Source organism: Gimesia benthica, assembly GCF_009720525.1.
GTDB lineage: Bacteria > Planctomycetota > Planctomycetia > Planctomycetales > Planctomycetaceae > Gimesia > Gimesia benthica.
This window is the reverse complement of record NZ_CP043930.1, coordinates 7,799,808-7,813,020: the sequence shown is the minus strand read 5'-3', so window position 1 is coordinate 7,813,020 and position 13,213 is coordinate 7,799,808. Positions and strand designations below refer to the sequence as shown.

Annotated in this window: 10 protein-coding genes and 2 pseudogenes; 6 read left to right on the top strand and 6 right to left on the bottom strand. The window is 57.1% G+C overall.

Annotation, left to right across the window (positions count from 1 at the left end; genetic code table 11):
- Positions 1-8 precede the first annotated feature (8 nt).
- Positions 9-743: an AraC family transcriptional regulator gene (locus tag F1728_RS30445; protein WP_155367156.1), complete on the bottom strand. Its 735-nt coding sequence runs from the start codon at positions 741-743 to the stop codon at positions 9-11.
- 185 nt (positions 744-928) lie between these two features.
- On the opposite strand from F1728_RS30445, the gene F1728_RS30440 reads away from it, so the two are divergent.
- The 5 genes from F1728_RS30440 to F1728_RS30420 all read left to right on the top strand — a co-directional run bounded on the left by F1728_RS30440 (position 929) and on the right by F1728_RS30420 (position 5,991).
- Complete coding sequence (locus F1728_RS30440; RefSeq protein WP_155367537.1) at positions 929-1,843, top strand: dihydrodipicolinate synthase family protein; 915 nt, start codon at positions 929-931, stop codon at positions 1,841-1,843.
- A complete protein-coding gene (locus F1728_RS30435) occupies positions 1,840-2,802 on the top strand; it encodes a 4-hydroxyproline epimerase (protein WP_155367155.1) in 963 nt (320 codons plus the stop codon). The genes F1728_RS30440 and F1728_RS30435 overlap by 4 nt, the downstream gene beginning before the upstream one ends.
- The gene (locus F1728_RS30430; protein WP_155367154.1) at positions 2,799-4,061 is read left to right on the top strand and encodes an NAD(P)/FAD-dependent oxidoreductase; all 1,263 of its coding nucleotides are present in this window, start codon (positions 2,799-2,801) and stop codon (positions 4,059-4,061) included. Before F1728_RS30435 ends, F1728_RS30430 begins: the two co-directional genes overlap by 4 nt.
- A 191-nt stretch (positions 4,062-4,252) precedes the next feature.
- Positions 4,253-5,773 (top strand): glutaredoxin domain-containing protein, encoded by a 1,521-nt coding sequence (locus tag F1728_RS30425; RefSeq protein ID WP_155367153.1) that lies wholly within the window; start codon positions 4,253-4,255, stop codon positions 5,771-5,773.
- A gap of 2 nt (positions 5,774-5,775) precedes the next feature.
- The gene (locus F1728_RS30420; protein ID WP_155367152.1) at positions 5,776-5,991 is read left to right on the top strand and encodes a hypothetical protein; all 216 of its coding nucleotides are present in this window, start codon (positions 5,776-5,778) and stop codon (positions 5,989-5,991) included.
- 24 nt (positions 5,992-6,015) lie between these two features.
- On the opposite strand, the pseudogene F1728_RS32805 reads toward F1728_RS30420, so the two are convergent.
- The 3 genes and pseudogenes from F1728_RS32805 to F1728_RS30410 form a co-directional block, all read right to left on the bottom strand.
- A pseudogene (locus F1728_RS32805) lies at positions 6,016-8,196 on the bottom strand (GNAT family N-acetyltransferase).
- Between the two features lie 161 nt (positions 8,197-8,357).
- Positions 8,358-8,717: pseudogene (locus tag F1728_RS32800) on the bottom strand (CoA-binding protein); the annotation flags it as partial.
- Positions 8,718-8,753: 36 nt separating this feature from the next.
- Entirely contained in the window at positions 8,754-9,686 is a 933-nt protein-coding gene (locus F1728_RS30410; RefSeq protein ID WP_155367151.1) for a histone deacetylase family protein, read from the bottom strand.
- 223 nt (positions 9,687-9,909) lie between these two features.
- On the opposite strand from F1728_RS30410, the gene F1728_RS30405 reads away from it, so the two are divergent.
- Positions 9,910-11,883, top strand: coding sequence for a sulfatase (locus F1728_RS30405; RefSeq protein WP_155367150.1), 1,974 nt, complete (start codon positions 9,910-9,912; stop codon positions 11,881-11,883).
- A gap of 51 nt (positions 11,884-11,934) precedes the next feature.
- Here F1728_RS30405 and F1728_RS30400 read toward each other — a convergent pair whose 3' ends face one another.
- Positions 11,935-12,327 (bottom strand): hypothetical protein, encoded by a 393-nt coding sequence (locus F1728_RS30400; RefSeq protein ID WP_155367149.1) that lies wholly within the window; start codon positions 12,325-12,327, stop codon positions 11,935-11,937.
- 52 nt (positions 12,328-12,379) lie between these two features.
- Positions 12,380-13,120: a methyltransferase family protein gene (locus F1728_RS30395; RefSeq protein WP_155367148.1), complete on the bottom strand. Its 741-nt coding sequence runs from the start codon at positions 13,118-13,120 to the stop codon at positions 12,380-12,382.
- Between the last annotated feature and the right edge of the window lie 93 nt (positions 13,121-13,213).

Genomic DNA, 13,213 nt, shown 5'->3' with positions numbered 1-13,213 from the left:
GAGCTCTATCATTCTCCCCGACGTCCCGTGCGGCGATAATCCTGGGGCGTCATACCGGTCGTACTGCGGAACTGACGTGTGAAGGCACTCTGGTCGGCGTAGCCGACATTCAGGGCGATTACAGAGATGGGAGCATCCGTCTCGCATAACTGCTGCTGTGCCAGATCGATGCGGAGTTTCAACAGCCACTGGCTGGCATTCAAACCGAACACGCGACGGATTCGGCGGTCGAACTGATAGCGGGACATCTGTGCCTGCGCAGCCAGTTCCGGAATGGACGGGGGTTCTGCCAGATGCTGTTCGGCATATTGGATGGCGGTGGCAACGTGCTGATATTCTGTGGTCGCGTAGTCCGGCAGTTGCAGGTCTTTGGAAACCCCGACCAGTCCGACCACGGTTCCCCGGCGGTTCTTGAGGGGCAGCTTGGTCGTCAGGCACCAGCCCACTTCCCGCGAGGGGTAGACGTGCAGTTCGAGTTGGGAAAGCAAGGGTTTCCCGGTTTTGAGCACGCGCTGATCCTGTTCCTGAAAGCGGTTTCCCAGCGGCGACCGAAAGACTTCACAGGGGGTCCGTCCCAGCAGTTGGGCCTTGGTTTGCATGCCACACCGCTGCTGCAGCGTGGTGTTCACCACGAGATACGCCCCACTCCTGTCCTTGATGAAATAGACGATATCAGACAGATGATCGAAAAGTGCTTCGCCGGTAAACGGTTCGTCCAGTTGCTGCAGGAATTCGTGGATCATTGTCGTCCCCTCGGATCCAGATCTGTAAAAGTCCGATTATGCGCATTTTCAAGTCTGTCGTCGAGGGAGCGACTATACAGTTCCCCCGCGAAACAGATATGCTGATAATGGATTAACCGCATTCAGAGTCCCCCGGAACAAGGAGACAACGCGTGACTGAAGAGAGCCGAATCTTTCGTGGCTGCATGCCGGCTTTGATGACTCCCTGTCAGACAGATGGAAGTCCCAATTATGACGCGCTGGTCAGCAAGGCCCGGGAGCTGATTGACCTGGGGATGCGGGCAGTGGTGTATTGTGGCTCCATGGGAGACTGGCCGCTGTTGACCGATGCACAACGTCAGGAAGGTGTCAGGCGACTGGTCGAAGCGGGAGTGCCGGTCGTTGTTGGTACGGGGGCTCAAAACACGCAGAGTGCTGTGGCTCATGCAAAGCATGCCCAGGCGGTGGGTGCAGCCGGACTGATGCTGATTCCCCGCGTGCTTTCGCGCGGTTCCTCACCAGCGGCACAAAAGTCTCATTTCGCAGATATTCTCAAAACAGCCGACAGGTTGCCGGCGGTGATTTATAACAGTCCCTGGTACGGTTTTGAAACCCGCGCGGACCTGTTCTTTGAACTTCGGCGGTCGTATGCGAATCTAGTGGGCTTCAAGGAATTCGGAGGGGCGGAGGCCCTGAACTACGCCGCCGAGCAGATTACAACCGGTGAGCCGGGGCTGTCGCTGATGGTGGGCGTGGATACGCAGGTCTTTCACGGATTTGTGAACTGTGGTGCCGTCGGTGCGATCACGGGGGTAGGAAATGCGTTGCCAATCCCCGTACTGAAGCTGATCGCGCTCTGTGAACGGGCAGCGCAGGGAGATGTCGAGGCCCGCATGCTGGCTCTGGAACTGGATGCGGCCCTGGCGGTCCTCTCCCGGTTTGACGAAGGCCCCGACCTGGTTCTGTATTACAAATCGCTGATGGTCCTGGAGGGGAACCCCGAATATCAGTTGCACTTTAACCCGTCGGATCAGCTGTCTGAAAGCCAGCGGTGTTTTCTGCACGATCAGTGGCAGTTATTTAAGAACTGGTGGAACCAGTGGCCGGGAGCAAACGCATGACGGGGTCTGAATCGCGGATCCACATCATCGACTCGCATACCGCAGGGGAGCCGACACGTGTCGTGCTGTCAGGGGGGCCTGAGCTTGGTACGGGGCCGCTGAGTGCGCGACGGGATCGGTTCCGGGAGACCGCAGACGGCTTTCGTCGTACCCTGATTGATGAACCTCGGGGCAACGAGGCGATGGTGGGTGCCCTGCTCTGTGAGCCGACCGATCCCACGTGCGCCGCGGGCGTCATCTTCTTTAATAGCCGCGGCTACCTGGGGATGTGCGGCCATGGGACGATCGGTGTTGCAGTCACGCTGGCCTACCTGGGACGGATTGATCCGGGGATGCATAAGTTCGAAACGCCCGTGGGTATCGTCAGTGTCGAATTACACGACGCGCATACGGCCTCGATTGAAAACGTCCCCAGCTATCGTCTTAAGACGGATGTCACGGTCGAGGTTCCTCAACTGGGACCCATTCATGGTGACCTCGCCTGGGGTGGTAACTGGTTCTTTCTGGCGGATTCCCCACTGCCGTTGACTGCCGAACGGATTCCGGAGCTGACGACCGCCGGCTTACGTTTGCGGAGTGCTTTAGCAGAACAAGGCATTTGTGGTGCGGATGGTGAGGAAATCGACCATATTGAATTCTTCGGTCCTGCAGAATCGTCAGAGGCGGACAGTCGAAATTTTGTACTCTGCCCGGGAGGCGCTTACGACCGTTCTCCTTGTGGCACAGGGTTGAGTGCGAAGCTGGCCTGCCTGGCTGCTGCGGGAAAGCTGGCACCGGGTGAGACCTGGGTGCAGGAGAGTATCATCGGCAGCCGGTTTGAGGGATCGTATCGACAGGGACCCGCTGACCAGATTCTGCCCCGGATTACGGGCAGTGCGTATATCGTGAGTGAAAGTCAGCTGATCCAACAGCCGGGCGATCCGTTTGGACAAGGCATCCCGGCAGGAGCCTTTGTATGACAGAGCAGACATCAGCGGGAACCGTGATCGTCGTGGGAGGCGGGATTATCGGGATCGCCAGTGCGCACTACCTGTCTGACGCCGGGTTTCAGGTGACGGTCATCGAACGAAAGACGATTGCGGGTGCCTGCTCGCATGCGAATTGCGGGTTTATCGTGCCGAGCCATGTGTTGCCCCTCACCGAACCTGCGGCCCTTAAAACGGCTTTGAAATCACTGTTCACCCCGCGTGCCCCCTTTCGCGTCAGGCCCCAATGGGATTTTTCGTTCTGGAAATGGATGTGGCACTTCGGCCGCCGTTGCACTCACAAACAGATGCTGGCAGCAGCGCCTGCTTTGAAAGCCATGCTTGATTTATCACTGCAGGAATACCGGCGGTTGCTCGAACAGCAAGACCTCGCCTGTGAATGGCGCGACGAAGGTCTGCTATACGTGTTTCAGACAGAACGGGGGCTGAATGAATATCGCCAGACCGATCGTCTGCTGACGGAGCACTTCGGCGTTGCGGCTCGGGAGATTCCGGGAGAGACGCTATCGGCCTTCGATCCGGCACTCAAACCGGGACTGGCGGGGGCCTTCCATTACAGGTGTGACGCTTCGCTGAAACCGGATCTGCTGGCTGCTGCCTGGACCGCGCAATTACGGGATCGGGGCGTTCAATTTCAGGAAATGTGTGAGCTGACGGGGGTCACACATGCGGGAGGCAAGATTACACAGCTGGAGACTTCGCAGGGAGAACTGCAGGCCGATGCGGTAGTGTTTGCGACCGGGGCCTGGAGTCCGCTCCTGGCGGAGCAGCTGGGCTGCGCAATTCCGATCCTGCCTGGCAAAGGGTATTCGGTGACGATGGCGGCACCAGATCCAAGCCCGCGGTATCCGATGCTGTTCCCCGAGCATAAGGTTGGCGTCTGTCCGTTCGAGAATCGGTTCCGGCTGGGATCGATGATGGAATTTACTGGCTATGACACTACGATTCCCGAATATCGCATTCAGCAGTTACGGGACTCGGCGCAGCCGTACCTGGTGACTCCCTCTACCGAGACCGAGTACGAACGCTGGTATGGCTGGCGGCCGATGACGTGGGACAGCCTGCCGATCATCGGTCTGGTGCCCCGTCTGAATAATGCCTGGCTGGCAGCGGGGCACAACATGCTGGGAATGAGCATGGCACCCGCGACCGGGAAGCTGATTGCCCAGCTCGTAGCGTCAGAAACTCCCGATCTCGACCCGGTGCCGTATGCTCCGGACCGCTTTGAATGAGAGTCTGTCTGTAAAAACGATATGGTACACCCGCACATTGTGAGCCTGGCGAGACGAAGCATGCTTTGATGATTCCAAAAGAATTAACACGCGAAAAATCTGCGTTCCGGGAAACGTTCTTATTTGAATTCCAATTTCAGCTGATATAATACGCACGTTGGGCCATCATTCATTAGGGATATCCGCCTCTTATGAGAAATGATTTTTCAATCATCAATGTCAGGTTGAGCCAGCTGTTGAGGCTGATTGTTCCCTGTCTGCTCTGTCTCTTCTCTTTTTCCTCACAGGCTCTGGCTGAGAACAATCTGCTGCAGGACGATCCCAAACGTTGTGCCGTGATTGAGCTGTTTATCCGCAATGACTGTGAAGACTGCCCGGAAGTTGTGAAGCGGGTCGAGGAATATGCTGAAAAGAATGGTCGAATCCGACTGCATATCCATAATCTGGATGAATCGAAGAAACACGAAGAGCGGTATCAGCAGATCCTGCAGTATTTCCAGCTGAAAGAAGCGACGCTGCCGGCCGCTTATGGCTGTAATTCCCTGTTGAGAAAACTGAAGCCGGATGAATCGACCGATCGTCGCCTGGATTCCCTGCTGACTGTGACTGCCTATGTCCGTTCGGGGTGCTCCAAGTGCGCCGCCGCGAAAGAGTTCATCGCCGGTCTCCAACAGCGGCATCCGGTCTTTAAATTCAAAGAACATGATCTGGTCTCGAGTAATGAGGCTCGGGAAAAGGTGCAGGAGCTTTCCCAGCGGTATCGCAAGCAGGCCGTCAGTGTGCCCGTGATCCATATCTGCAATAAGCTGATGATCGGTTGGACGGGGGAAGCCACAACCGGCGAAGAGCTGGAATCGACGCTGAAATACTGGACTTCCGAGTGCCCCGAGAAAGAGAAAAAGGAGGACCAGGAGAGTTCCCTCGATCAACGGTTGCTTCCCGAAACGGTCGATACGGCGACGGCAGCCGTTTCTCATGCAGGAAACAGCGAGTTCCTGTTAGTCTCGTTCGTAGCTGATCCGGGTGAGGCAGATGCAGCGGAAGATGATCCCCTGCCCCCGATCCCCGGTAATGATCCACTCCCCCCGATACCGGGAGGCAGTGCAGTGGCTCCGCCGATCCCGGGAGGAGAGCCGCCCCCTCCGGTAATGGATGGTGGACCTCCGATTCCTGTGCCTGCTCAGGAAAAGGATACCATCGAAGTTCCCTTGTTGGGGGAATTGAGTCGAAGCCGGTTAGGAATGCCGGCTTTTACTTTTTTAATCGGTCTGGTCGACGGTTTTAATCCGTGTGCCATGTGGGTGCTGCTGTTTCTGCTCTCCCTGCTGGTGAATCTGAAAAGCCGGGTGAAAATCGTGGCGGTTGCGGGCACGTTTGTGCTGATCAGCGGCCTGGCCTATTTCGCCTTCATGGCGGCCTGGCTGAATGTCTTCCTGCTGATTGGCTACCTGAGACCCGTACAGTTACTGCTGGGGATCTTTGCCACCCTGGTGGGGTTGATCCACATCAAGGATTTTTTTGCGTTCAAGAAAGGGATCTCGCTCTCCATACCGGAATGGGCCAAACCTGGTCTGTATGCGCGAATGCGACGCGTGGTGAATGCTGAAAGTCTGGTCGGGGCAATTATTGGTGCCTCGATTCTGGCGGTACTGGTGAATATCATCGAACTACTCTGCACTGCGGGTTACCAGCTTTGTATACCGAAATTCTGACGATGCAGAACTACCCGCCCTGGAAGACCTATGCCTACCTGGCACTGTATAACGTCGCTTATATGCTGGATGATACGATCATGGTGACCATTGTGGTCGTCACGCTGGGCAAGCATAAGCTGCAGGAGGATCAGGGACGCTATCTCAAACTGTTCAGCGGCGTGGTGATCCTGATCCTGGGGCTGATTCTGATTATCAAACCTTCGCTGCTGCTGTGATGATTGAACGCAACCATTCGATAATCAAGAGCCTGCGCTTTTAGTGATCTCTTTCACGAGTGAGACCGTTTCTGTTTCCGCCGAATGATTCCGGGCAAAGTCCCGCTTCTGGAAGACATTCAGCATGCGACGGTTATCGGCGGCCGTTTCCGCGACAACCCGTTTGATTCCCCAGCGGCGACAGACTTCGAGACAGTAATCGGTCAGGATGGAGCCGAGACCCTGCCCGTGCCATTCGTCGCTGACGAGTACCGCATACTCGGCTTCCTGATGGTCGGCATCGGCGATGAGACGCCCTACTCCGAGGATTCGCGATTCGCCTTCCACTTCGAGTTCTGCCACGATGGCAATCTCGCGATCGTAGTCGATAAAGCAGAAGCGGGCCGCCATATCGTGTGTTGTCCCATGAAACGAATAACGGAAGCGGGACCGAATTGATTCGGGTGAGCAGCTATTGAGCAGCCCGTGCCACATGTCCTCGTCTTCAGGTTTAATCGGTCGGAGCAGCACCTGAGTGCCGTCTTTCAGGGAGACGGTTCTGCTGAACTCTTCGGGATAAGGGCGAATCGCCAGATGCGAATAGGGTCGACTGGTGCCCGGTTGCGTTTCCAGATCGACAATAATGCGGGCATCGAGGGCGACCACCTGGTCAGGAGAGACCAGCAGCGGATTGACGTCCAATTCGAGAATCTCGGGAAAATCGGCGACGAAGTAAGAAAGACGAATCAGAACTTCGATCAGTCGGTCCAGGTCGACGGGAGCGTGACCCCGGTAGCCATTCAACAGGGGCCAGGAACGCAGTGATTCCAGGGCTCTGCGGGCCAGCCGTTCATTGAGGGGCGGCAATTCGAGGGAACGATCCTGGTAGAGTTCGGCAGTGGTCCCCCTGCACCGATCAGCAGGACGACGCCGAAGACCGGATCCCGCTTGGCACCGACAATCAGTTCGTGGCCTTCCGCTTCGGCGTACATGGGTTGTACGGTGACTCCCTGGACGTGCGCCTCGGGCCGCCGATCTGCGACGCGCTGCATCATCCGCGCGTAAGCTTCGTGTACTTTCTGATGACTGGCGATCCCAAGTTCCACGCCGCCGACATCAGATTTATGGGTGATATCATCCGAATAGATTTTGAGCACTACCGGATACCCGAGTTCATCTGCGCGGGCTGCAGCTTCTTCCGGCGAACAGGCAACGACCGTCTGGCTGACCGGGATGCCATACGCTTCAAGGAGCTGTTTCGACATGCGTTCTGAAAGCGTGGATTTCCCCTGCTGGAGGGCGACCTGGGCGAGTTCCTGCAGTCGGGCCCGGTCCAGTGTAAGATTCATTGGTACCGCCCGGGGGGTTTCATTCAGAAACTGCAGATTACGGGCGTAGGTGACCAGGTACATGAAAGCCCGCACCGCTTGCTCGGGTGTGGTGTAGGTGGGGATTCCGGCCTGATTCAAACGCGCGATCCCTTCCTGGACTTTACCGCCCCCCATCCAGGCGGTGAGTACCGGTTTCGAGGAGGTCCGGGCCGCTGCGATGACGGCCTCGGCGGCACCGGTGGGATCGGTCATCGCCTGGGGCGAGAGTGCGACCAGCACGCCATCCACCTGAGGATCTTTGAGGACGATCTCAACCGTTCTGCCGAACCGTTCCGGGGTCGCGTCTCCAATGACATCCAGCGGATTACCGTGCGACCAGGCTACGGGGAGGAATTCATTGAGTTGCTCGATTGTCTCCTGCGAGATCTCGGCCATGATGCCTTTACGTTCCAGCAGAGCGTCGGTTGCCATCACGCCGGGACCGCCGGCATTGGTAACGATGGCCAGTCGATCCCCCTTGGGAGGTTTGTGTCGCGCCAGCAGCTCCGCACAGTCGAACAGATCATCGAGATCGAAGACGCGGACGATGCCGGCCCGAGCGAAAGCCGCTTCGTAAACGGCGTCGACACCTGCCATCGCCCCGGTATGCGAGGTCGCTGCTTTCGCGGAAGCGGTGAAGCGGCCCGCTTTATAGGCGATGATCGGTTTTTTCTGGGTAAAGGCACGGGCGGCCGACATGAAGAGTCGCGCCTGGGTAATGGATTCCACATACAGAATAATGGAACTCGTATGAGGATCGAGGGCGAAATAGTCGATCAGGTCGGCCATGCCGACATCCAGCGTATTGCCGACGGAGACGAAGTGCGAGAAACCGATGCGTTCCTGCAGCGACCAGTCGAGAATCGACGTGCAGAGTGCCCCGGACTGAGAAATGAAGGCCACATTGCCGGCCAGCGGCATGTCGGTGGCGAAGCTGGCATTCAGTTTCGTATAAGGTGCCATGATGCCCAGGCAGTTCGGACCGATAATCCGCATGCCGGAGTACTGGTGCGCCCGTCTGCGGACTTCGAGTTCGAGTTCTTTCCCTTCGGGGCCGGTCTCCCGGAACCCGGCGGAGAGAATGACAATCCCCCGAATGCCGGCCTGACCACACTGATCGATGAGGTCGGGAATCGTGACTGCGGGGGTACAGATCACAGCCAAATCGACTTTGCCCGGCAGGTCGGCGACCTGGGCGTAGCAGGTGTGGTCCCCCAGCCGCTCGTGCTTGGGATTGACGGGATAAACGGGTCCCTCGAAACCGCCTGCCAGCAGATTATGAAAGACGGTATGTCCGACACTCAGCGGTCGTTGACTGGCGCCGATAACGGTAACCGAGCGGGGATGAAAGATTTTATCGAGATTGCGAATGGGCATGGTTGGGCCTTTGTCGTGCTCCTCTTGACTGCGGCTTCAGTTTGAGACCAGCTCCAGTAGATGATGTTCAATACACTCTGCCAGTGCCTGGGGATTGTAGCCCCCTTCGAGCAGGCTGACGACACGCTGTTCAGCATGAACGTCGGCCAGATCGAGCACCACCCGGGTCAGTCGCGCGAAGTCTTCGCTTTCCAGCCCCAGTGATCCGACCGGGTCATCCTTGTGTGCATCAAAGCCGGCACTGATCAGAATCAGCTGAGGTCTGATTTTTTCAGCCAGTCGTTCTGCGGCAGCAGTGAACTGACTAAGATAGTCTTCGCGCGTGATACCATATTCTAACGGAAGGTTGACGGTGGTTCCAAGGCCGGCTCCCCCCCCGGTTTCGTCCGCAAAGCCTGACTTCACACAGAACGAAGATCGATGCACGGAGAGAAAACCGACCTGCCCGTCTTCCCAGAAGAGCTTCTGGGTGCCATCGCCGTGATGCACGTCCCAGTCGATGATCATGACCCGCTCCAGGCCGAACTCGTCGATGGCCAGCCGCGCCGCGATGGCTACGTTATTAAAGAGGCAAAACCCCATGGCCTGCTCGCGTGACGCGTGATGTCCGGGGGGACGAATCAGACAGAAAGCCCGATCGGAGTGCCCCTTGAGCACCTGCTCGACGGCATCGCAGGCGGCACCAGCGGCCATGCGGGCGACCTCCCAGGATGCGGGACAGACGGAGGTATCGGGGCTGATATAACCGCCCCCCTGTTCACAGAAATTTCGCACATACTTTACATAGTGATCCGAATGCACGCGTTCCAGTCGAGCCTCACTGACCTCGCTGAAGGAACGCTGGCGACAGTGTGCGTGGAGTGCAACCTGGGTCGCCCGGCGGACAGCAGGTACGATCCGCGCCGGATTTTCCGGGAGACCGCCTGTTTCATGTTTGAGAAAGATGGGATCCGAATAGAGTAGTGCCATGGTTTCTTCCGCAGGTAAACGCTCCGCGGCGCCAGTCGCGTCGCTGTTGATAAAGAAAGCATAACCGATTCAATGAGTGGACGGAATCGACTGAGGACCGGTCCTGTCCGGAGACTTAAGATTCTTTCTAAAGTCCTCGTTTCTGCTGGTGTGGATTGGTAGAATTGAGGACTGATCACGTCGAAGCTGGCCTGTTGTCTTGTGCTCACTGGAAAGGTCTCCCATGGTTCGTTTTCTGTCCGTGCTGTTATTGCTGGTCGTAACTGGCCTGCCCTCTGTGTCTGCTGCTGAGCAGCGTCCGAATGTCGTGCTGTTCCTGGTGGATGACATGGGCTGGATGGACAGCGAGCCTTATGGTTCGAAGTTTTATGAAACGCCGAATATGACGCGACTGTCTCAGCAGTCAATGCGGTTTACGAATGCCTATGCGGTTCCCCTCTGTTCCCCCACGCGGGCGTCGATCCTGACGGGACAGTATTCGTCCCGACACGGTATCACCAGTGCCAGTGGCCATCAGCCACCGCGCCCTGCCGATTTCGAATATCTGCCCAGGACGGCGAAGCCGAATCAGAAGCTGCGAATGCCGATCAGCAAGAATTACCTCGATCTGGAACAGTACACGCTGGCAGAGGCGCTACGGGACGCCGGTTATCGAACGGGGCACTTCGGAAAATGGCACCTGGGACTGACGGCGCCGCATCGTCCGGACAAACAGGGATTTGAAACCGTCTGGCATTGTGCTCCCGATCCGGGGCCGCCCAGCTATTTTTCGCCGTATGGCGTGTTCCCGGATGGTAAGCCGACGGGTCGACATCATGTGGGGAACATTACCGACGGGCCCGATGGGGAACACATAACCGATCGACTGACAGATGAAGCGCTGAAGTTCATCGACGCCCACCAGGACGAACCGTTCTATTTGAATCTCTGGCATTACTCAGTGCACGGCCCGTGGCAGCATAAAGAAGCTTACACGGCTGAGTTCGCGAAGAAGCAGGATCCACGCGGCGAGCAGAAGAATCCGGTGATGGCTTCGATGCTGCGGAACGTGGATGAGAGCCTGGGACGGATTCTGGACAAGCTGGACCAGCTCAAACTGTCTGAGAACACTCTGTTCATCTTCTATTCGGATAATGGCGGGAACGCGCACAGCTGGAGCAGCGAAGACCCCAAGATTCAGAAGATCAATGAAAAGCATCCCAAGTATGCAACGATCAAGAGCTATCGCAAGTGGGCGGGTGGTGAACCGCCGACGAATAATGCCCCTCTGCGGGAAGGAAAAGGCCGGATTTATGAAGGCGGACAGCGGGTGCCCCTGATGGTCCGCTGGCCGGGACACATTCAACCGGGGAGTACCAGTGACGCGATTGTCGGGCCGATCGATGTGTATCCCACGATTCTGGACGCCGTGAAAGTGAAACGGAATCCTGAGCAGATCATTGATGGCGAGTCGATCCTGCCCGTACTGGAGCAGACGGGAGAGATGCAGCGGACCGCCTGGTTCACCTGGTTTCCACATCTGATTCCAGCGGTGTCGGTTCGCCAGGGAGACTGGAAACTGATCCGCCGGTTTGAGCCCCACCCGAAATATCCCGAAGTCCGCGAACTATATAATCTGAAAGCGGACATCGGCGAAACACAGAATCTGGCGGCGACGCATCCCGAGAAAGTCAAAGCACTCGACGCGTTGATCGATGAGTTCGTTAAAGAGACCGGCGCACTGTATCCGCAGCCCAACCCGACCTTTAATCCCCGTACCACAGGAGGAGCACCTCAGCGTGGCCCCCTGCACGGGCTGGTTCCGAAGTTTTCCAAATTGACACTGGTTGAGGGGGGCGCCCGGATGGAAGCCGACGGCCGGTCTCCGTTCCTGGGAACAGCCCAGGTTAAACATCGTGGACCGGTGACACTCAAGTTACGTGTGAAAAGTCCGCAAGGTGGGGCTGGAAAGGTTGTCTGGAAGACAGCTGCGCAGGAGGGTTTCCCTAAGTCAGGTCAAACCGTGGAATTCACGTGCAAGGCCAGTTCGAACTGGCAGGAAGTGGAAGTCGCGCTGCCTGTGGAAGGCATGAGTGGCATTTTCCGTTTGTACCTGCCGGTCTCTGAGGGAGCTCTGGAGATTGGACTGATTGAATTTCGTTCGTCCAAGACGAACCGCCCGGTACGGGTATGGGATTTCAGCAAGGGGAACGGTTGAACGGAATCCGGCTAGGTATTTCGGCCAGGACCAGAGGTGTAGATGACAGTCTCAGTTGGTCACAATCAGAGGCCGCATGCGTTGGAAAAGGGCTTCGAATGCTGCCTGGTCTGATGTGGCGAAGGGACAGAGTCGGGTGGTGTTGCGGAGGATTTCGAAGACATCTGCTACGAGTTCCTCATCGCCGCCACGCAGAGTGCAGCCGGCCAGTACCTGAAAGTAGCCGTCGCTGTTTTCGATTTCCTCAAAGTATTGCGCGGGCCGGTCATCGGTAATGATGACCAGGATCGACTCATGAATCGGATGCTCTAACTTCACCGCCTGAAATGCTTCCAGCAAAGGCAGGAAGTCAGAGCGAATCCGGCTCATCGCTTTCGAAAATGCGCGATTGAGGGCAGCACTACTGAATCTCAGCTGCATGGCCAGTCCTTGAAATGGCTGCATACAAATTACGTCTCCTGTGATGTAAGCGTGCGAAGTTCCTGTTTCGAGCTGATTAACGGCCTTCTTCGGCCAGACAACGGGTGCACTTATGGAGCAGGCGGACTGCCAGGAACGTCATACCCGTTAAGGCTAACAGCCAGGGCCAGAAGGATTGCAGTGCGACCTGCCCTTCGACGTGCCAGTGCTCCAGCAGTTCGAGAGTGACGAAGACAAGCATCGCTCCCACAAAGGTCAGATACTCGCGGCGGATCATTGTACGAACCGAGAACCCGAGTTCCGGCATCTTCCATTTGCGGAGCTGGGGTATGAAGGCCGGTGTCTGCGCGGCCCAGGTGCGGAATTCATCACCGAATTTTTCACGCAGGAAGGCTTCTTCGGTCATCATGATCCGTTCGTAATACAGCCAGAAGGCCATACAGAAGACGGCGATCAGCCAGCCATCGTGGTAAAACATGGCCCAGCCAAGGGCGACCAGAAAGTTCCCCAGGTAGAGGGGGTGTCGGCAGACGGAATAAATGCCCGTGGTATTCAGACTGTCGGCCACCTGTTTCTTTGTGTTACGTCCCGAAGTTCCGCCGGGGACAAATCCGGCGACCAGCACGCGGACTGTCAGTCCCAGCAGAGTGACTGCGATGCAGAAGAGTTCCCAGAATTCCTGAACGTCGTGCCTGCCCCAGGGGCGTTCGAAGTTGGACGCCGCGAAGATCAGCGGGAGCAGCAGAACTGCGGGCAGGTAGCTCCGCCAGCGAAACAGCCATTGCCCACTCGTCTCAAAATGATTCTTCAGTTCCATGATCGTATTCCTGCTCCGTGATGTGTCTGGTTATGTTTTTTGACGCGGTTGAGGCTGCCTGCCGGGAACTCCGAAGGCTTTAGTAGTTAGCTG

What these genes read in the sequence shown, in the direction of transcription:
- F1728_RS30445 (WP_155367156.1), bottom strand. Translation starts at nt 743, where the DNA reads ATGATCCACGAATTCCTGCAGCAACTGGACGAACCGTTTACCGGCGAA.
- F1728_RS30440 (WP_155367537.1), top strand. Translation starts at nt 929, where the DNA reads ATGCCGGCTTTGATGACTCCCTGTCAGACAGATGGAAGTCCCAATTAT.
- F1728_RS30435 (WP_155367155.1), top strand. Translation starts at nt 1,840, where the DNA reads ATGACGGGGTCTGAATCGCGGATCCACATCATCGACTCGCATACCGCA.
- F1728_RS30430 (WP_155367154.1), top strand. Translation starts at nt 2,799, where the DNA reads ATGACAGAGCAGACATCAGCGGGAACCGTGATCGTCGTGGGAGGCGGG.
- F1728_RS30425 (WP_155367153.1), top strand. Translation starts at nt 4,253, where the DNA reads ATGAGAAATGATTTTTCAATCATCAATGTCAGGTTGAGCCAGCTGTTG.
- F1728_RS30420 (WP_155367152.1), top strand. Translation starts at nt 5,776, where the DNA reads ATGCAGAACTACCCGCCCTGGAAGACCTATGCCTACCTGGCACTGTAT.
- F1728_RS30410 (WP_155367151.1), bottom strand. Translation starts at nt 9,686, where the DNA reads ATGGCACTACTCTATTCGGATCCCATCTTTCTCAAACATGAAACAGGC.
- F1728_RS30405 (WP_155367150.1), top strand. Translation starts at nt 9,910, where the DNA reads ATGGTTCGTTTTCTGTCCGTGCTGTTATTGCTGGTCGTAACTGGCCTG.
- F1728_RS30400 (WP_155367149.1), bottom strand. Translation starts at nt 12,327, where the DNA reads ATGCAGCCATTTCAAGGACTGGCCATGCAGCTGAGATTCAGTAGTGCT.
- F1728_RS30395 (WP_155367148.1), bottom strand. Translation starts at nt 13,120, where the DNA reads ATGGAACTGAAGAATCATTTTGAGACGAGTGGGCAATGGCTGTTTCGC.